Source organism: Enterobacter sp. Y17, assembly GCF_019730495.1.
In the GTDB taxonomy this organism is placed as follows: domain Bacteria; phylum Pseudomonadota; class Gammaproteobacteria; order Enterobacterales; family Enterobacteriaceae; genus Enterobacter; species Enterobacter asburiae_B.
The window spans coordinates 15,649-35,644 of record NZ_JAASKP010000006.1; the positions used below are offsets into that span (position 1 = coordinate 15,649).

Sequence of the window (19,996 nt, forward strand, 5' to 3'; positions counted from 1 at the left end):
GTCGTGTTGTTTAGTTATGAAAAAGCCGGGTCTGTGCCCGGCTTATAGGTATTGTTTATCCTGCTAACGAATTTTATTCAAACAAATTTTGATGAAGTTTCTGCACGACCTGCTCGGCCTGATCGGCAGGCACCAGGAAGCAGAGGTTGTAGCTGGATGCGCCGTAGCAGATCATGCGGATGCTGAACGGGTCGAGCACGCCGAACACCTCTTTACCCACGCCGCAGGCGCGCGACAGCTTGTTGCCGATGATGGCAACCAGCGCCAGGTCTTCTTCTACTTCCACGCGGCACAGCTCAGACAGCTCAATCAGCAGCGACTGCGTCAGCAGCGTGTCGCCGGTGGAGGTCGAGCCGGTGGTGTCCAGCGTTAGCGCAATGCTCACTTCAGAGGTGGTGATCAGATCCACCGAGATATTGTGGCGCGCCAGAATGCCAAACACTTCCGCCAGGAAACCGCGTGAATGCAGCATATTGTGGCTGTGGAGCGTCACCAGCGTCTGGCGACGGCGCAGGGCCAGGGCGCGGAACAGAGGTGGGTTTTCCGTTTTTTTGCAGACCAGCGTCCCGCCCGCTTTCGGATCTTTGCTGGAGCCGACGAAGACCGGAATATCGCTGCGTACGGCCGGCAGCAGCGTTGCCGGGTGCAGCACTTTCGCGCCGAAGGTGGCCATTTCAGCCGCTTCTTCAAAGGCGATTACATCAATACGTTTAGCCGCAGAAACGACGCGCGGGTCGGTGGTGTAAATTCCCGGAACGTCAGTCCAGATATCCACGCGCGTTGCATGCAGGGCTTCGCCCAGCAGCGCGGCGGTGTAGTCGCTGCCGCCGCGGCCAAGCGTGGTGGTGCGGCCTTTCGCTTCACTGCCGATAAAGCCCTGGGTGATCACGATACCGTCTGCCAGGCGTGGTGCCAGCTGCTGATTGGTCAGCTCCGCCAGCGCCTCAACGTCCGGCTCGGCGCGGCCAAAGCGATCGCTGGTACGCATCACTTTACGCACGTCAAACCACTGCGCCTGAACGTTACGCTCGCGCATGATTTCAACAAACAGCAGGGTGGACATCAGCTCACCGTGGCTGACCAGTTCGTCGGTCAGGGCGGTGGAGGTAGCCAGAGACGCCGCTTCTGCCAGAGTGGTGATATTTTCCAGCAGACGTTCCACTTCCTCGCGGATGACGTTCGGGTTCTGCAGACGCTCAAGAATGTCGAACTGAATTTTGCGCAGTGCATCCAGCTTCACGAAACGTTCTGTCGCTTCCAGTCCTTCAGACAGAGAAACCAGCAGGTTCGTCACGCCGGCGGAGGCAGACAGCACCACCAGGCGGGTATTCGGATCGGCCAGCACCACATCGGCGCTGCGGTTCATGGCATCGTAATCGGCCACACTGGTGCCGCCAAATTTGGCGACCACAAAACTCGTCATAACAACCTCGTGTCAGGGAATGAATAAGCGACCTTGGCACAAGAGTGAAACGAAAACAGGTGCAGGCGCAAAATACGGCCCTATAAATAAAATGCGGGGGAGGTCCTGTCAATGCTGGGATTATGCGGATTTTTTATGGGGGGGTACCCCTGAGAAACAGGACTTATAACAGGGCCATATTTTATGCTCCATTTTAGCCTGTTTTGGGCGACATTTCGCCGCCCCGGGAGGGCGCTTCAGCAGCTATACTTTTCGGGTCTTTTCACCTGTGTTTGATGCAGGCCAGGGCAATGGCATAAAAACCATCACAATTTTTATTTGCAGGCGCTACAATCGACCGCAGTCACAATTCTCAAATCAGAAGAGTATTGCTAATGAAAAACATCAACCCAACGCAGACCGCTGCCTGGCAGGCACTCCAGAAACATTTTGATGAAATGAAAGACGTCACCATCGCGGACCTGTTCGCGAAGGATGCCGATCGTTTCTCTAAGTTCTCCGCGACCTTCGACGACCTGATGCTGGTGGATTTCTCCAAAAACCGCATTACCGAAGAGACGCTGGCAAAACTGCAGGATCTGGCGAAAGAAACTGAGCTGCCCGACGCCATCAAATCCATGTTCTCCGGCGAGAAGATCAACCGTACCGAAGACCGTGCCGTGCTGCACGTGGCCCTGCGTAACCGTAGCAATACGCCAATCATCGTTGACGGCAAAGACGTCATGCCGGAAGTGAACGCGGTGCTGGAAAAGATGAAAACCTTCTCCGAAGCGATCATCTCCGGTAGCTGGAAAGGCTACACCGGCAAAGCGATCACCGACGTGGTTAACATCGGTATCGGCGGTTCTGACCTCGGTCCGTTCATGGTGACCGAAGCGCTGCGCCCGTACAAAAACCACCTCAATATGCACTTTGTGTCTAACGTCGATGGTACCCACATCGCCGAAGTGCTGAAGAACGTGAACCCGGAAACGACCCTGTTCCTGGTTGCGTCCAAAACCTTCACCACTCAGGAAACCATGACCAACGCCCACAGCGCGCGCGACTGGTTCCTGAAAACCGCGGGCGACAACAAGCACGTGGCGAAACACTTCGCGGCGCTGTCTACCAACGGCAAAGCGGTCAGCGAGTTCGGCATTGATACCGCGAACATGTTCGAGTTCTGGGACTGGGTTGGCGGCCGCTACTCCCTGTGGTCTGCGATCGGTCTGTCCATCATCCTGTCCGTGGGCTTCGACAACTTCGTCGAGCTGCTCTCCGGCGCGCACGCGATGGACAAACACTTCTCCACCACCGCACCAGAGAAAAACCTGCCGGTACTGCTGGCGCTGATCGGTATCTGGTACAACAACTTCTTCGGCGCTGAAACCGAAGCGATCCTGCCGTACGACCAGTACATGCACCGCTTTGCTGCTTACTTCCAGCAGGGCAACATGGAATCCAACGGTAAGTACGTTGACCGTAACGGCAACGCGGTGGATTACCAGACTGGCCCAATCATCTGGGGCGAGCCGGGCACCAACGGCCAGCATGCCTTCTACCAGCTGATCCACCAGGGCACCAAAATGGTCCCGTGCGATTTCATCGCCCCGGCTATCACCCATAACCAGCTGTCCGACCACCATCCGAAGCTGCTGTCCAACTTCTTTGCGCAGACCGAAGCGCTGGCGTTCGGTAAATCCCGCGAAGTGGTTGAGCAGGAATACCGTGACCAGGGTAAAGATCCGGCAACCCTGGACCACGTTGTGCCGTTCAAAGTGTTCGAAGGCAACCGCCCAACCAACTCCATCCTGCTGCGCGAAATCACGCCGTTCAGCCTGGGCGCGCTGATTGCCCTGTACGAGCACAAGATCTTCACGCAGGGCGCCATCCTGAACATCTTCACCTTTGACCAGTGGGGCGTTGAGCTGGGCAAACAGCTGGCAAACCGTATTCTGCCAGAGCTGGGTGACGATAAAGCGATTGCCAGCCATGACAGCTCGACAAATGGTTTGATCAACCGTTATAAAGCCTGGCGTGCGTAATTAAAACGTCATGAAAACGTGCCGGCTTAATGCCGGCATTTTTTTATCGGATAATTCCTGATGTCTGTTAGTTAACTCAAATTCTGAATCTGAGTTTAATCCGAAAAAGACGCTTAACCCGTTAATTGCTGCGGTTTATTTTAAGAAAATACGTAGTGGTTCATTAATATGCTCATATTATAAGTTATTGATTTATAGCATTTATATATTTATGTTATTTGTCTTTCATTTCCATTTTAACCATTAGTCCGAAAACTCCATCCCTATTTCCCCTTACGGCAAACCCACGGCAGTAGTTGTGTATACTCGATTCCGCCTGAAATTCTTTTCGGGCAAATCTCCATTCATTCATTGAAGGGAAATTGTTATGAAGAAAGTACTGTATGGCATTTTTGCCATATCTGCGCTTGCGGCGACATCTGTCTATGCAGCTCCGGTTCAGGTCGGGGAAGCGGCAGGTTCGGCTGCGACGTCTGCGTCTGCGGGAAGTTCTACCGCAGCCAGCGCCAGCACCGTAAGTTCAGCCGTGGGTGTCGCGCTGGCGGCAACCGGTGGCGGTGATGGCTCCAATACCGGAACCACGACCACCACGACAACCAGCACCCAGTAATAGCGGGTGTTTTAATCATAACCACACTTCGGTGTGGTTATTTCGCCCCTTCGGAGAAGAGTCGTGAAGCGACCTGCAATCATTCTGATTTGCCTGCTGCTGCAGGCGTGCTCGGCCACCACCAAAGGGCTGGGAAACTCACTGTGGGAAAGCATGTTCGGCACACCGGGCGTGCATTTGACCGATGACGAACTTCAAAACATGCCCTATGCCAGTCAGTACATGCAGCTTAACGATGGCCCGCAGCTGTTTGTGGTGCTCGCTTTCGATGAAAACGGGCAGCAGAAATGGGTGACGCAGGATCAGGCCACCATCGTGACGCAGCATGGTCGTATCGTGAAAACCCTGTTGGGCGGCGACAACCTGCTGGAGGTGAATAACATCGCTGCCGATCCGCTGATCAAGCCGAACCAGATCGCCGACGGCGCAAGCTGGACGCGCACGATGGGCTGGACCGAACATAAGCAGGTGCGTTACGCCACGGCACGCTCGACCTTCCGCTGGGACGGCACGGACAGCGTGAAAGTCGGCAGCGACGAAACGCAGGTTCGCGTGCTGGATGAAGAAGTCACTACCGACCAGGCCACCTGGCACAACCGCTTCTGGATCGGCGAGGAAGGGCAGATCCGCCAGTCCCTGCAGTATCTTGGTGCCGGATTCTTCCCGGTGAAAACCACCCTGATCAAGGCGGCGAAATCATGAAAACGCTCATCCACGTTGCGCTTCTCGCCAGCCTTGCCGCACCGCTGGCATGGTCCGCAGGGACGGTGAAGGTCTACACGCCGGACAGTGAAAAACCCAAAACCTTAACCCACGCTGAGCATCTGCTCGATCTCGTCGGACAGCCAAGGCTCGCCAACAGCTGGTGGCCGGGGGCAGTGATCGCTGAGCGGCAGAAGACGGCTGAAGCGGAACAACAGCACAAGGCGCTTCTTGCCAGGCTGACGGGATTAGCGGAGCAGGAAGATGGCGACGACGCGGCGGCGATTAACAGCGTTCGCCAGCAGCTGCAGGCGCTGAAGGTGACGGGCCGTCAGAACGTGAACCTTGATCCCGACGAAGTGCGCGTCACGGAAAAGGGCAATCCCACGCTTGAAGGGGAGTATACGCTCTGGCTGCCGGAGAAGCCGACGACGGTGACCGTAATGGGGCTTATCAGCAGCCCGGGTAAAAAGCCCTTCACGCCCGGTCGTGACGTGGCGAGCTACCTCGACGAGCAGAGCCTGCTGAGCGGTGCCGATAACAGCTACGCCTGGGTGGTTTACCCTGACGGGCACACACAAAAAGCCCCCGTCGCTTACTGGAATAAACGGCATATCGAACCTATGCCGGGCAGCATCATTTTTGTCGGTTTTGCCGACCATTTCTGGACGAAGGCGTATGACGGGCTTAACGCCGATATCCTTCACTCCCTGATTCAGCGGATACCGGAATAATGAAAAGAACCTATCTTTACAGCATGCTGGCGCTCTGCGTGAGTGCCGCCTGCCATGCAGAAACGTATCCGGCACCCATTGGCCCGTCTCAGTCAGACTTCGGCGGCGTCGGTTTACTGCAAACGCCCACCGCGCGTATGGCGCGCGAAGGCGAAATTAGCCTTAACTACCGTGATAACGACCAGTATCGCTACTACTCCGCCTCGGTGCAGCTGTTCCCGTGGCTTGAAACCACGCTGCGCTATACCGACGTGCGTACGAAACAATACAGCAGCGTAGAGGCGTTCTCCGGCGATCAGACCTACAAAGATAAAGCCTTCGACGTCAAGCTGCGCCTGTGGGAAGAGAGCTACTGGATGCCGCAGGTGTCCGTGGGCGCCAAAGATATCGGTGGTACCGGTCTGTTTGATGCGGAATACATCGTGGCCAGTAAAGCCTGGGGGCCGTTCGACTTCTCGCTCGGCCTGGGATGGGGCTATCTCGGCACCAGCGGAAACGTGAAAAACCCGTTTTGCTCCTACAGCGATAAATACTGCTACCGTGATAACAGCTATAAGAAAGCGGGCTCCATTAACGGAGACCAGATGTTCCACGGTCCGGCGTCGCTGTTTGGCGGCGTGGAGTATCAAACGCCCTGGCAGCCATTACGCCTGAAGCTGGAATATGAGGGGAATGACTACTCGCAGGACTTCGCCGGAAAGATTGAGCAGAAGAGCAAGTTTAACGTCGGCGCCATTTATCGCGTCACCGACTGGGCCGACGTTAACCTCAGCTACGAGCGCGGCAATACGGTGATGTTTGGCTTCACGCTGCGCACCAACTTTAACGACATGCGGCCGCACTACAATGATAACGCGCGCCCTGCATACCAGCCGGAGCCGCAGGATGCGATTCTGCAGCACTCCGTGGTGGCAAACCAGCTGACGCTGCTGAAATACAATGCCGGCCTGGCGGATCCGAAAATTCAGGTGAAAGGCGATACGCTGTACGTGACCGGCGAGCAGGTGAAATACCGCGACTCGCGCGAAGGGATCGAACGCGCTAACCGGATCGTTATGAACGATCTGCCGGAAGGGATCCGCACGATCCGCGTGACGGAGAACCGTCTCAACCTGCCGCAGGTCACAACCGAAACGGACGTTGCCAGCCTCAAGCGCCATCTGGAAGGTGAGCCGCTCGGGCATGAAACCGAGCTGGTGCAAAAACGCGTAGAGCCTATCGTGCCGGAAACCACCGAGCAGGGCTGGTATATCGACAAATCGCGCTTCGATTTCCATATCGATCCGGTGCTGAACCAGTCCGTCGGCGGGCCTGAAAACTTCTACATGTATCAGCTGGGCGTCATGGCGACGGCGGATCTGTGGCTCACCGACCACCTGCTCACCACCGGCAGCCTGTTCGGCAACATCGCCAACAACTACGACAAGTTCAACTACACCAACCCGCCAAAAGACTCGGCGCTGCCGCGCGTGCGTACCCGCGTGCGTGAGTACGTACAAAACGATGCCTACGTGAATAACCTGCAGGCCAACTACTTCCAGTACTTTGGCAACGGCTTCTACGGCCAGGTGTACGGCGGGTATCTGGAAACCATGTATGGCGGCGCGGGGGCGGAAGTGCTTTATCGTCCTGTCGACAGTAACTGGGCGTTCGGGGTTGATGCCAACTACGTCAAACAGCGTGACTGGCGCAGCGCGCAGGACATGATGAAATTCACCGACTACAGCGTCAAAACGGGCCATCTGACCGCTTACTGGACGCCGTCGTTCGCACCTGACGTGCTGGTGAAAGCCAGCGTCGGCCAGTACCTGGCGGGCGATAAGGGCGGTACGCTGGACATCTCTAAACACTTCGACAGCGGCGTCGTGGTGGGTGGCTATGCCACCATCACCAACGTTTCGCCGGACGAGTACGGGGAAGGGGACTTCACCAAAGGGGTCTACGTGTCGATTCCGCTGGATCTGTTCTCGTCAGGCCCAACCCGCAGCCGTGCGGCAGTGGGCTGGACGCCGCTGACGCGTGACGGGGGTCAGCAGCTTGGACGTAAGTTCCAGCTGTATGACATGACGAGCGATAAGAACATTAACTTCCGCTGATGCTTCTTTGCCCGGTGGCGCTGCGCTTACCGGGCCTACGTTAGTGTTTTTGTAGGCCGGGCAAACGCAGTGCCGCCCGGCAAGAATGCTCATGCGGACAAAACATAAACAAAAAATATAGATCCCCGTCACATTTTTGCGTTATACAGGAACCTCGCCCTGGAGAATGAGGTGCTGTATGACATCCCTGACTCGCCCGCGCGTTGAGTTTATCTCAACAGTCCTCCAGACCGTGCTGAACCTCGGTCTGTTGAGCCTTGGCCTGATACTGGTCGTCTTTTTGGGTAAAGAGACGGTGCATCTTGCGGATGTACTGTTCGCCCCTGAACAAACCAGCAAATATGCGCTGGTGGAAGGCCTGGTGGTCTACTTTCTCTACTTTGAATTTATCGCCCTGATTGTGAAGTACTTTCAGTCCGGCTTTCACTTCCCGCTGCGTTATTTTGTCTACATTGGGATCACTGCGATAGTGCGGCTGATCATCGTCGATCATAAATCCCCGCTCGACGTGCTGATCTACTCGGCGGCGATCCTGCTGCTGGTGATCACCCTCTGGCTGTGTAATTCGAAGCGGCTGAAACGCGAGTAAAAAAATGGCGGCCCGGAGGCCGCCTAACAACAGTCACAAGTTTACTCTTCATATTTTACGCTGCTGATGCGTTGTCTGCGTTCGCTCACCCCAGTCACTTACTTTAGTAAGCTCCTGGGGATTCACTCACTTGCCGCCTTCCAGCACCGCAAAATATTTTGAGTATTGGGTCAATACAATACGTCTAAAGTTGAGGGTTGCAGTGGCATAACAAAATGAAACTTAACCTTTCACACCGCCCGCCGTCAGGCCGTTGACCAGCCAGCGCTGCGCCAGCAGGAACACCACGGTAATCGGGATGGCGGAAAGTACGGCCGCCGCGGCAAAGTCGCCCCACAGGTAGTTTTGCGGGTTGAGGTATTGCTGCATACCTACGGCCAGGGTGTAGCTGTTCACATCACGCAGTAACAGTGAGGCAACCGGTACTTCGGTGATCGCAGCGATAAACGACAGGATAAACACTACCGCCAGAATCGGCACCGACAGCGGTAGCAGCACCAGGCGGAACGCCTGCCACGGGGTTGCGCCATCCAGCGCGGCCGCTTCTTCCAGCGAGCCGTCGATGGTTTCGAAATAGCCTTTAATGGTCCATACATGCAGTGCGATACCGCCAAGATAGGCGAAGATCACGCCGCTGTGGGTGTTCAGGCCGATAAACGGTACGTACTGGCCCAGACGGTCAAACAGGGCATACAACGCCACCAGCGACAGTACGGCCGGGAACATCTGGAAAATCAGCATCCCTTTCAGCAGCGTCGCTTTGCCCGGGAAACGCATGCGGGCGAAGGCATAAGCACAGGTAGTGGAAAGCGCCACGATACCAATGGCGGTAATGCCTGCGATTTTCACCGAGTTCCACAGCCACAGCAGGACCGGGAACGGCGGCGGCGTGACGCGGCCATCCGCGTGTTCCACGCTGAAGCCCAGCGCGAGCTTCCAGTGCTCCCAGGAGATTTCGTCCGGGATCAGGCTTCCTGTCGCGAAGTTACCCGAACGCAGGGAGATGGCGATAACCATCAGCAGCGGGAACATGATCGCCGCGATGAAAATCAGCAGGCCTAAGTGCGTCGCCAGGAGGCGCAACTTTTGAGATTTGGGTTGTACCATTGCCATGATTGATGCCCTCCTTAATCAAATTTCATACGTGTGGCTTTCAGGTTCACAATCGCCAGAGCGCCTACCAGCAGGAAGATCAGGGTGGCAATCGCTGCCGCCAGACCGAAGTCCTGGCCGCCGCCGCCTTCGAAGGCGATACGGTAGGTGTAGCTCACGAGCAGGTCGGTATAGCCTGCTGGCGTCGTGGTGCCAAGGCGGTCCGGGCCGCCGTTGGTCAACAGCTGAATCAGCACGAAGTTGTTAAAGTTAAAGGCGAAGCTGGCAATCATCAGCGGCGTCAGCGGCTTAATGAGCAGCGGCAGCGTAATTTTAAAGAAGTTCTGGAATGGGCCCGCGCCGTCCATCGCCGAGGCTTCGTACAGATCGTCCGGGATAGCCTTCAGCAGGCCCATGCACAGGATCATCATGTACGGATAACCGAGCCAGGTGTTCACGATGATAATCATCGAGCGAGCGGTGGTCGGGTCGCTGAACCAGGCCGGTTTGATGCCGAACAGGGCGCTCAGCATCATGTTGATTTCACCGAAGCTCTGGTTAAACAGCCCTTTGAAAATCAGAATCGAGATAAACGACGGTACGGCATACGGCAGGATCAGCAGCACGCGGTAAATCGCTTTGCCTTTCAGGGATTCCCACTGGACCAGACAGGCCAGAACCATGCCCACGGCCACGGTCAGGATCACCGTCAGCACCGAGAAGACCACCGTCCAGACGAAGATGGCGAAGAACGGTTTCTGAATGCCTTCATCGGTAAACACGCGGGTAAAGTTGTCCCAGCCGATGGTGACGGTATAGCCCGGGCTGAGCTTGTCATCACCCCATTTGCCGTCGGCAGTAATGGACTGATAGAAACCAATGTCGTTATTCGGACGATATTTCACGCCGCTCTGGTTGTTGGTCAGCGTGCCGTCGTCCGCCAGGGTATACAGCGGCTGCGTGCCGGAGAACTGGCGCAGCGAGCTCATGGTCACCTTGCTTTCGTCTGGCAGCACGGCGGTGAGCTGGGTCAGCGCCTGACGGTTCTGGGTAATGACGCGCAGGTTGGCACGTTCACCTTCCGGCAGGGCCTGTGCCTCTTTTAAGGCCAGCTTCTGCTCGCCGCCAAATTTGAACGCGTCGGAGACATAGTATTTGCTGCTTGCTTCGTCAGTAAGCGCTAACTTCCACTCGTTACCGGCAGGATACAGGCCGAAGTTAAAGGTCTTGCCTGCCTGATATGAGCGATCCAGCAGGACCTGCTGCGCGCGTTCCTGCGCAAGCTGGTTGGTGCTGCTGTAGTTGGTAAACGCAATGGCGATGGTACAAATCAGCGGGAACAGGACAAACAGTCCCATCCCGGCCACGCCCGGATAAACATAGCGCCAGGCATAGGCTTTACGATTAGCGAAAATATACAGGCCAGCAGAGCTTAAAATCAGCGTCATGATGGCAAACAGATATTCCCCTTGTACGTACATTAAAACAACAAGGTAACCCACCAGCAGGCACAGCAGACCGATCGCTGACCACTTCAGCGCGTCGCTTTGCCACCAGCGTTTCTTTTTAATGACATCCATGGGGTTTTTCCTCTACAACGTTTGATCTTTTCTCCCTCTCTTGGAGGAGAGGGCCGGGGTGAGGGCGTGCGGATAGCGCCAACCCTCACCCTAACCCTCTCCCGAAGGGAGAGGGGACTACGTCATTACTTAGTAATACGACCCTGAGCATCTTTCAGCGCGGCATCGACAGTCTGACGACCGCTTGCAGCGTTGATGACCGCGGTACGCGTGGCGTACCAGAACGCAGCCATCTGTGGGATGTTCGGCATGATTTCGCCTTTCTGGGCGTTATCCATGGTGGCCGCGATACGTGGGTCTTTCGCCAGCTGATCCTGGAAGGATTTCAGCGCGACGGCGCCCAGCGGTTTGTCCTTGTTCACTTCATCCAGTCCCTGATCGGTCAGCAGGTAGTTTTCCAGGAACTCTTTCGCCAGCTCTTTGTTCGGGCTGGCGGCGTTGATGCCCGCGCTCAGCACGCCAACGAACGGTTTAGACGGCTTGCCTTTGAAGGTTGGCAGCAGCGTCACGCCGTAGTTGACTTTGCTCTTGTCGATGTTGGTCCAGGCCCACGGACCGTTGATGGTCATCGCGGTTTCGCCTTTGTTGAACGCCGCTTCCGCGATGGAGTAGTCGGTATCCGCGTTCATGTGTTTGTTCTTGATCAGATCCACCAGGAAGGTCAGACCCGCTTTCGCGCCAGCGTTGTCCACGCCCACGTCTTTCACGTCATATTTGCCGTTTTCAAACTTGAACGCGTAACCGCCGTCGGCAGCGATCAGCGGCCAGGTGAAGTACGGCTCTTGCAGGTTGAACATCAGCGCGGATTTACCTTTCGCCTTCAGCTCTTTATCCAGTTTCGGGATCTCTTCCCAGGTTTTAGGTGGGTTTGGTACCAGGTCTTTGTTGTAAATCAGAGACAGGGCTTCAACCGCGATAGGGTAAGCGATCAGCTTGCCGTTATAGCGAACGGCATCCCAGGTGAACGGGAACAGTTTGTCCTGGAAGGCTTTATCTGGCGTCACTTCTGCCAGCAGGCCTGACTGCGCGTAACCCCCGAAACGGTCATGCGCCCAGAAGATGATGTCCGGGCCGTCGCCGGTTGCTGCAACCTGCGGGAACTTCTCTTCCAGCTTGTCAGGGTGTTCTACGGTAACTTTGATGCCGGTATCTTTTTCGAATTTTTTGCCCACTTCGGCCAGGCCGTTATAGCCCTTGTCGCCGTTAATCCAGATAACCAGTTTGCCTTCTTCAATTTTGGCGAGCGCCGGTGCGGAAATCATCATTGCTGCGAGGGCGGACAATGCGAAAACGCGTGCGCCAGTCTTGATATTCATAGCTGCCATCCTTTTTGGTGATGTCTCATGGTATGACTTCAGTGGTTCAACGTGTCTCAGTCTCCTTATTTGACATCCTCTTTCCATCCTCCCAACCCCTACGCCCCACCCCCCGTTTGTGTGATCTCCGTTGCATAAATTTAAGTTATGAGTGCTGGCGCACATAAAAACCCACCGAATTTTGCAGGCGGCTTCACGAATTTTGCCTCAGCCCGCCCATGGCGGTCGCAGAGCCTGCTCCCTCATCCTCCCGCCTCCTCCCCCATAAAAAAGGCGGGGGGTGGAGGATTCGGGAAAGTAATGGATACCCCATAGTGAACTTATCTTGAATGTTTCTGTCGGTGACAGGTTGTAACGAAGGGAGAAGGGCATGGCGAGCGTACAGCTGCGTAATGTAACGAAAGCCTGGGGTGACGTTGTGGTGTCGAAAGACATCAATCTGGACATCAACGAAGGAGAATTCGTGGTGTTTGTTGGCCCATCAGGCTGCGGTAAATCTACTCTGCTGCGTATGATTGCCGGTCTTGAAACGATTACCAGCGGCGACCTGCTGATTGGTGATACCCGAATGAACGACATCCCGCCTGCCGAACGTGGCGTCGGTATGGTGTTCCAGTCTTATGCACTCTATCCACACCTTTCCGTTGCCGAAAATATGTCCTTCGGCCTGAAGCTGGCCGGCGCGAAGAAAGAGGTCATTAACCAGCGCGTGACGCAGGTGGCGGAAGTGTTACAGCTGGCCCACCTGCTGGAGCGTAAACCAAAAGCGCTTTCCGGTGGTCAGCGTCAGCGTGTGGCGATTGGCCGTACGCTGGTGGCCGAACCGCGCGTGTTCCTGCTCGATGAACCTCTTTCTAACCTGGATGCCGCCCTGCGCGTCCAGATGCGTATTGAAATCTCCCGTCTGCATAAGCGTCTTGGCCGCACGATGATTTACGTCACCCACGATCAGGTGGAAGCGATGACCCTCGCCGACAAAATCGTGGTGCTGGATGCCGGCCGCGTGGCGCAGGTGGGTAAACCGCTGGAGCTGTACCACTACCCGGCAGACCGCTTTGTTGCGGGCTTTATTGGCTCGCCAAAGATGAACTTCCTGCCCGTCAAAGTGACCGCGACAGCCATTGAACAGGTACAGGTGGAGCTGCCAAACCGCCAGCAGGTCTGGCTGCCGGTCGACAGCGCCAACGTACAGGTCGGGGCAAACATGTCCCTCGGTATTCGTCCTGAGCACCTGCTGCCGAGCCACATCGCTGATGTGACCCTGGAAGGTGACGTTCAGGTCGTCGAACAGCTTGGTCACGAAACACAGATTCATATCCAGATCCCCGCCATCCGTCAGAACCTGGTCTACCGCCAGAACGACGTGGTGTTGGTAGAAGAGGGTGCCACATTCGCTATCGGCTTGCCGCCAGAGCGTTGCCATCTGTTCCGTGAGGATGGCACTGCATGTCGTCGGTTGCACAAAGAGCCAGGCGTTTAAGCAATCCCAAAAGAAGACACGAAACCGACAGGTGAAGTGTTCAAAGAAAAGCAATGATCTCAGGAGATAGAATGATGATTACTCTGCGCAAACTTCCTCTGGCAGTTGCCGTCGCAGCGGGCGTAATGTCTGCTCAGGCAATGGCCGTGGATTTCCATGGTTATGCTCGTTCCGGTATCGGCTGGACGGGTAGTGGCGGCGAACAACAGTGCTTCCAGGCAACCGGTGCTCAAAGTAAATACCGTCTGGGTAACGAATGTGAAACCTATGCGGAACTGAAACTGGGCCAGGAAGTGTGGAAAGAAGGCGATAAGAGCTTCTACTTCGACACCAACGTCGCGTATTCCGTGGCGCAACAGAACGACTGGGAGGCCACTGACCCGGCGTTCCGTGAAGCCAACGTGCAGGGTAAAAACCTGATTGAGTGGCTGCCAGGTTCGACTATCTGGGCCGGTAAGCGCTTCTATCAGCGTCATGACGTCCACATGATCGACTTCTACTACTGGGATATTTCAGGTCCTGGTGCAGGTCTTGAAAACATCGACGTAGGTTTTGGTAAGCTCTCTCTGGCTGCAACCCGTTCTTCTGAAGCCGGCGGTTCTTCATCCTTCGCCAGCAACAGCGTTTATGACTACACCACTCGCACGGCGAATGATGTCTTTGACGTGCGTTTAGCCCAGATGGAAATTAACCCGGGCGGTACCCTGGAGCTGGGGGCTGATTACGGCCGTGCAAACCCACGTGATGATTATCACCTGATCGACGGCGCATCTAAAGATGGCTGGATGTTCACCGCTGAACACACGCAGAGCATGCTGAAAGGCTACAACAAATTCGTTCTGCAATATGCAACTGACTCTATGACCTCTCAGGGTAAAGGTCTGTCGCAAGGTTCGAACATTGGCACCACTGACGATATCAACTACGGCATCAACAACAACGGGCACCTGTGGCGCGTACTTGACCACGGTGCTATCTCGCTGGGCGATAGCTGGGATCTGATGTACGTCGGTATGTACCAGGATATCAACTGGGATAACAACAACGGTACGAAATGGTGGACCGTAGGCGTTCGTCCTATGTACAAATGGACGCCTATCATGAGCACTCTGCTTGAAGTGGGCTACGACAACGTCAAATCTCAGGAAACTGGCGAAACCAACAACCAGTATAAAATCACCCTGGCACAACAGTGGCAGGCTGGCGACAGCATCTGGTCACGTCCAGCAATCCGCGTCTTCGCCACCTATGCCAAGTGGGATGAGAAATGGGGTTATGCGCCTTCAGGTAAAAACTCCGTTGCGGGTTACACCCCAGGCATGGCCTATAGCGATACCACTGCGAAAAGCTTCAGCCGCGGCGACAACGATGAGTGGTCCTTCGGCGCCCAGATGGAAATCTGGTGGTAATCCCGTCTTAACCTGACGTAATGACCAAACTGAGGGGCGCAAGCCCCTCAATCCTTGGGACGGCGCGCTATTGCCTGGCTACCGCTGAACCTGTGCATTTTGAGGTGATAACAATGAAAATGAACAAAACTCTCCTTGCCCTTTGTTTAACCGCAGGGCTGCTGGCAAGCGCGCCTGCTGTAACGCTCGCTAACGTCAATTTCGTTCCGCAAAACACAACATCCGCGCCAGCCATTCCGACAGCGGCATTGCAACAGCTTGTCTGGACCCCTGTCGATCAGTCTAAAACCCAGACCACCCAGCTCTCAACGGCTGGTCAGTCACTTAATGTTCCGGGTATTACCGGCCCTGTCGCTGCGTATAGCGTACCCGCCAATATTGGTGAACTGGCCATTACCTTGACCAGTGAAGTTAATAAGCAGACGAGTGTATTTGCACCAAACGTGTTAATTCTCGATCAGAACATGACGCCATCTGCCTTTTTCCCAGGTGAATACTTTACGTATCAGGAGCCCGGCGTGATGAGCGCCGACCGTCTGGAAGGCGTCATGCGCCTTACGCCAGCGCTGGGTCAGCAAAAACTCTACGTTCTGGTCTTTACCACTGAGCAAGATCTTCAGAAGACCACCACGTTGCTCGATCCGGCTAAAGCCTACGCAAAAGGTACCGGTAACGCGATTCCTGATATTCCAGACCCGATTGCTCGTCACGTCACCGACGGAACGTTAAAGCTGAAGGTGAAAACGAACAGCGGTTCAAGCGTGCTGGTCGGCCCGCTGTTTGGCTCTTCCGGTTCCGGCCCTGTCACTGTAGGTAACACAGCTGCTCCTGCCTATACCGCGCCAGCTGCCACGGCAGCCGCACCGGTAGCGACCGCAGCGCCTGCCCCGGCGAAGAAAGCCGAGCCGGTACTGAACGACACCGAAGAGTACTTCAACAACGCCATTAAGCAGGCGGTGAAGCGCGGCGATGTCGATAAAGCGCTGAAACTGCTTGATGAAGCCGAACGTTTAGGTTCAACCACTGCCCGTTCCACCTTTATCAGCAGTGTAAAAGGCAAGGGGTAACCGTTTCCCCACAGTGCTGATTTGTTAGTAGTTTGGTGCGCCTGAGTGGGCGCACTTTTTTTCGTATCCGCCAGGCTGTTGCGCCCATGTTGCGATCGTGATCGTTAAATAACGTTTGGCCCCCCTCAATCCGTGTTTCTGCGATACAATGCCATTACGTTATGTATCGGAGAGTCTGGCATGTCACACCCTGCGCTAACGCAACTGCGTGCGCTGCGCTATTTCGACCAAATACCTGCGCTTGATCCGCAGCAACTGGACTGGCTGTTGCTGGAAGATTCCATGACGAAACGTTTTGAGCAACAGGGTAAAACGGTCACGGTGACCCTGATTCAGGAAGGGTTTGTCTCGGGCGATGAGATCGCCAGCGAGCTGCCGCTGCTGCCGCAAGAGCCACGCTACTGGCTGCGCGAAATTTTACTCTGTGCTGATGGTGAGCCGTGGCTTGCCGGGCGGACGGTGGTCCCCGAGTCCACCCTTTCCGGGCCAGAGCTCGCGCTGCAACGTCTGGGGAAAACGCCGCTGGGGCGTTACCTTTTCACCTCGTCTGAGCTTACCCGGGATTTTATTGAGATTGGTCGTGATGCCGAACTCTGGGGGCGTCGTTCCCGCCTTCGCCTGAGCGGTAAACCGTTAATTCTGACGGAGCTTTTTTTACCGGCATCACCGTTGTACTAAGAGGAAGAAAAAATGGAGTGGAGCCTGACGCAGAATAAGCTGTTGGCGTATCACCGCTTAATGCGTACCGATAAACCCATTGGCGCGTTACTGCTGCTGTGGCCGACCCTGTGGGCGCTGTGGCTCGCCACGCCGGGCGTGCCGCCGCTGTGGATCCTGGCCGTGTTCGTTGCCGGCGTCTGGCTGATGCGCGCGGCGGGCTGCGTGGTGAATGACTATGCCGATCGTAAATTCGACGGTCATGTTAAGCGTACTGCCGGACGTCCGTTACCCAGCGGGCAGGTCACCGGGAAAGAAGCCCGCGTGCTGTTCATTGTTCTGGTGCTGCTCTCTTTCATGCTGGTGCTGACCCTCAACACCATGACCATTCTGCTTTCCGTTGCGGCGCTGGCGTTGGCCTGGGTGTATCCGTTTATGAAGCGCTATACCCACCTGCCTCAGGTGGTGCTGGGCGCGGCGTTTGGCTGGTCGATTCCGATGGCGTTTGCGGCGGTTAGTGAGTCCTTACCGCTAAGCTGCTGGCTGATGTTCCTGGCGAACATTCTCTGGGCGGTGGCGTATGACACGCAATACGCGATGGTAGATCGCGACGATGACCTGAAAATTGGCATCAAATCCACCGCCATCCTCTTTGGTCGTCAGGACAAGCTGATTATCGGTATCCTACAGGTCGCGGTACTGGCGCTGATGGTTGCGATCGGTCGCCTGAACGGGCTGAACTGGGAGTTTTACTGGTCCGTGCTGGTGGCGGGACTGCTGTTTGCGTACCAGCAAAAGCTGATTGCGAAGCGTGAGCGTGACGCCTGTTTTAAAGCGTTTATGAACAACAACTACGTTGGTCTGGTGCTGTTTTTAGGCCTGGCGATGAGCTATTTCTTATAAAAAAGTCGGGTGGCGGCTTCGCCTTACCCGACCTACGAGTTAGCAGGACATGGAGGCCCGGTAAGCGTTAGCGCCACCGGGCTTTTTTTACCGGCGACGCAGCAGCCGAAGCGCGTTCGCCGTCACCAGCACCGTTGCTCCGGTATCCGCCAGCACCGCCAGCCACAGTCCGGTCATGCCGAGCAGGGTCGTCACCAGGAAAATCCCTTTCAGCCCGAGCGCAATGCCGATGTTCTGACGGATATTGGCCCGCGTCGCGCGCGCCAGGGCGATCGTCTGCGCCAGCCCGGTCAGGCGGTTGTGCGTCAATGCCGCGTCGGCCGTTTCCAGCGCCACGTCGGTTCCGCTGCCCATCGCTATACCGATGGTGGACGCTTTCATCGCCGGGGCATCGTTAATCCCGTCACCGACCATCGCCAGCGGCGCGCGGGCGTTCAGCGCCGTCACGGCGCTGACCTTATCCGCAGGCAACAGTCCGGCTTTAAACTCCAGCCCCAGCTCACCGGCAATCGCTGCCGCCGCGCGAGGGTTATCGCCGGTAAGAATAATGCCCTGCACGCCCAGCTTGTGCAGCGCCGCCACGGCTTCTTTCGCGTCATCGCGCAGAGTATCGCGCAGCGCCAGCATCCCTTTCGCGACACCGTCCTGCAGGACGGTCACGACGGTTTGTCCGGTCTGTTCTAACGCCTCAACCTCTGGACTGGAAGACTTGCTCGCCGCGACAATCAGCACATTTTTACCGTCAACGGTGGCCTCAATCCCTGACCCGACCAGCGCCCGCTGGGCGGTTGCCGGAGGGATATTCAGCCCGCGCGACTGCGCTTCTCGCACAATCGCCTGCGCCAGCGGGTGAGTGGACCCCTGCTCAACGGCGGCGGCCAGTGTAAGCAGCCCATCTTCACTGATGTCCTGCGGATAGACACCGGTTACCTGCGGCTTACCCACGGTCAGCGTGCCGGTTTTATCGAAGGCGATATGCTGAACCTGGCTCAGCTGTTCCAGCGCCGCGCCGCCCTTAATCAGCGCGCCGCGACGCGCCGCCGCCGCCAGACCTGAGGTAATTGCCGCCGGGGTGGAAATCACCAGCGCGCACGGGCAGCCAATCAGCAGCAGCGTCAGCCCTTTATAAATCCAGCCCTCCCACGGCGTGCCAAAGAACAGCGGCGGGACGACGGTGACCAGCAGGGCAACCAGCATGATGGCAGGGGTATAAATCCGGCTGAAGCGATCGATAAAGCGTTCGACCGGCGCGCGGCGCTCCTCCGCCTCTTCAATCAGCTTCAGGATACGGTCGATGGCGCTGTCGCCCGGCTCGGAAAGCACGGTGAGCTGCACCAGACGGTCGACGCTGGTGGCGCCAGCAGGTACTTTTTCACCCTCGGCGCGCTCTACCGGAATGGATTCCCCGGTCAGGGCGCTTTCATCAAAGCTCGCGGTGGCGCCAAGCAGCGCGCCGTCTGCGGGCAGACGCCCCCCTGCGGCCACTTCAATCACGTCGCCCGGGCGCAGCGTGTTGATGGCGATCGTTTCACGCGTGCCGTTTATGACGCGAGTGGCGGTTTCCGGCTTCAGCGCCATCAGCGCGCTGACCCCTTTACGCGCCCGGCTCGCCGCCCAGCCCTCAAGGCGTTCGCCGATTAAGAACAGCAGCAGCACCATCGCCGCTTCTGCCGTCGCGCCAATGAACAGCGCGCCGATTGCCGCCACGCTCATCAGCGTTTCGATGGCAAACCAGCTGCCGCTTTTCATCAGGCGCAGCGCCTGACGGGCAATCGGGAACAGGCCGACCAGCGTGGTGGCGATAAACGCCAGATTGCCGAACGGATGGTTAATCTGCTCCAGACCCCAGCTCAGGGCCATCATGATGATGAGGGTAATGAGCGACAGGTTTTCTTTCAGGGAGGAGGCTTTTTCAACGGGCGCCGTTTCGCTACGCAGGGTATAGCCCGCCTTGCTGACGGCGGCTTCAACCTGTTTGCTGACGTCGCTATCGGCGCTAACCAGCAGCTTTTCGGTGGCGAACAGCACCTGAACGTGACTCACGCCCGGCACCTGCTTGACGGCGTTTTCCACCTTGCGGGCGCAGGCCGCGCAGTCCATGCCGTTGACGACCCAGCTGTAGCGGTTGCCGCTTTCAGGAAGAGGTTGAGCTTGCGTTTCGCACGCGCCTTCGCAGCAGCAGTCGTCTTTCGACCGCACCGGGCTGAGCTTAAGTGCCGAGAATTGAGGAACTTTTTTAGGTATTTCTGGAGTCGACATGGCAGTCTCCGGCAATGATAATTTTCTCATTAACCGCAGCATACACTCTGGAGTC

16 protein-coding genes are annotated in these 19,996 nt (G+C 56.5%); 11 read left to right on the plus strand and 5 right to left on the minus strand.

The annotated features are described in order from the left end of the window. Positions 1-73: 73 nt before the first annotated feature. Positions 74-1,423, minus strand: coding sequence for a lysine-sensitive aspartokinase 3 (gene lysC / locus HCH49_RS19450; protein WP_023309996.1), 1,350 nt, complete (start codon positions 1,421-1,423; stop codon positions 74-76). A gap of 374 nt (positions 1,424-1,797) precedes the next feature. Between lysC and pgi the strand changes: the two genes are divergently transcribed. The 6 genes from pgi to psiE all read left to right on the plus strand — a co-directional run bounded on the left by pgi (position 1,798) and on the right by psiE (position 8,178). Continuing rightward, positions 1,798-3,447, plus strand: a complete 1,650-nt coding sequence (pgi, locus tag HCH49_RS19455; protein ID WP_221703253.1) for a glucose-6-phosphate isomerase — start codon at positions 1,798-1,800, stop codon at positions 3,445-3,447. Between the two features lie 367 nt (positions 3,448-3,814). After that, the gene (gene yjbE, locus HCH49_RS19460; protein WP_008503423.1) at positions 3,815-4,057 is read left to right on the plus strand and encodes an exopolysaccharide production protein YjbE; all 243 of its coding nucleotides are present in this window, start codon (positions 3,815-3,817) and stop codon (positions 4,055-4,057) included. Positions 4,058-4,120: 63 nt separating this feature from the next. Next, positions 4,121-4,759, plus strand: a complete 639-nt coding sequence (locus tag HCH49_RS19465) for a YjbF family lipoprotein (protein WP_221703255.1) — start codon at positions 4,121-4,123, stop codon at positions 4,757-4,759. Further along, positions 4,756-5,493, plus strand: a complete 738-nt coding sequence (locus tag HCH49_RS19470) for a capsule biosynthesis GfcC D2 domain-containing protein (RefSeq protein WP_023334129.1) — start codon at positions 4,756-4,758, stop codon at positions 5,491-5,493. Before HCH49_RS19465 ends, HCH49_RS19470 begins: the two co-directional genes overlap by 4 nt. Beyond that, positions 5,493-7,589: a YjbH domain-containing protein gene (locus HCH49_RS19475; protein ID WP_039264160.1), complete on the plus strand. Its 2,097-nt coding sequence runs from the start codon at positions 5,493-5,495 to the stop codon at positions 7,587-7,589. Before HCH49_RS19470 ends, HCH49_RS19475 begins: the two co-directional genes overlap by 1 nt. A 178-nt stretch (positions 7,590-7,767) precedes the next feature. Continuing rightward, positions 7,768-8,178 (plus strand): phosphate-starvation-inducible protein PsiE, encoded by a 411-nt coding sequence (gene psiE, locus HCH49_RS19480; protein ID WP_021242727.1) that lies wholly within the window; start codon positions 7,768-7,770, stop codon positions 8,176-8,178. 222 nt (positions 8,179-8,400) lie between these two features. Here psiE and malG read toward each other — a convergent pair whose 3' ends face one another. The 3 genes from malG to malE form a co-directional block, all read right to left on the minus strand. Then, on the minus strand, positions 8,401-9,291 hold the full coding sequence (gene malG / locus HCH49_RS19485; protein WP_221703256.1) for a maltose ABC transporter permease MalG: 891 nt from the start codon (positions 9,289-9,291) through the stop codon (positions 8,401-8,403). Between the two features lie 14 nt (positions 9,292-9,305). Continuing rightward, positions 9,306-10,850 carry a maltose ABC transporter permease MalF gene (malF, locus tag HCH49_RS19490; protein ID WP_029740622.1) on the minus strand — a complete coding sequence of 515 codons (1,545 nt, stop codon included), beginning with the start codon at positions 10,848-10,850 and terminating at the stop codon, positions 9,306-9,308. A gap of 125 nt (positions 10,851-10,975) precedes the next feature. After that, complete coding sequence (gene malE, locus HCH49_RS19495; RefSeq protein ID WP_039264157.1) at positions 10,976-12,166, minus strand: maltose/maltodextrin ABC transporter substrate-binding protein MalE; 1,191 nt, start codon at positions 12,164-12,166, stop codon at positions 10,976-10,978. Between the two features lie 370 nt (positions 12,167-12,536). Between malE and malK the strand changes: the two genes are divergently transcribed. The 5 genes from malK to ubiA all read left to right on the plus strand — a co-directional run bounded on the left by malK (position 12,537) and on the right by ubiA (position 17,682). Then, positions 12,537-13,646: a maltose/maltodextrin ABC transporter ATP-binding protein MalK gene (gene malK, locus HCH49_RS19500; protein WP_023310005.1), complete on the plus strand. Its 1,110-nt coding sequence runs from the start codon at positions 12,537-12,539 to the stop codon at positions 13,644-13,646. 71 nt (positions 13,647-13,717) lie between these two features. Next, entirely contained in the window at positions 13,718-15,055 is a 1,338-nt protein-coding gene (locus HCH49_RS19505; protein ID WP_072210885.1) for a maltoporin, read from the plus strand. A 113-nt stretch (positions 15,056-15,168) separates the two neighbouring features. After that, a complete protein-coding gene (gene malM, locus HCH49_RS19510; protein WP_058842060.1) occupies positions 15,169-16,122 on the plus strand; it encodes a maltose operon protein MalM in 954 nt (317 codons plus the stop codon). Between the two features lie 180 nt (positions 16,123-16,302). Beyond that, the gene (gene ubiC / locus HCH49_RS19515; protein ID WP_023334136.1) at positions 16,303-16,800 is read left to right on the plus strand and encodes a chorismate lyase; all 498 of its coding nucleotides are present in this window, start codon (positions 16,303-16,305) and stop codon (positions 16,798-16,800) included. 12 nt (positions 16,801-16,812) lie between these two features. Beyond that, positions 16,813-17,682 (plus strand): 4-hydroxybenzoate octaprenyltransferase, encoded by an 870-nt coding sequence (gene ubiA, locus HCH49_RS19520; RefSeq protein ID WP_029741974.1) that lies wholly within the window; start codon positions 16,813-16,815, stop codon positions 17,680-17,682. 87 nt (positions 17,683-17,769) lie between these two features. On the opposite strand, the gene zntA is transcribed toward ubiA, so the two are convergent. Next, positions 17,770-19,941: a Zn(II)/Cd(II)/Pb(II) translocating P-type ATPase ZntA gene (gene zntA / locus HCH49_RS19525; protein ID WP_221703258.1), complete on the minus strand. Its 2,172-nt coding sequence runs from the start codon at positions 19,939-19,941 to the stop codon at positions 17,770-17,772. Positions 19,942-19,996 lie beyond the last annotated feature (55 nt).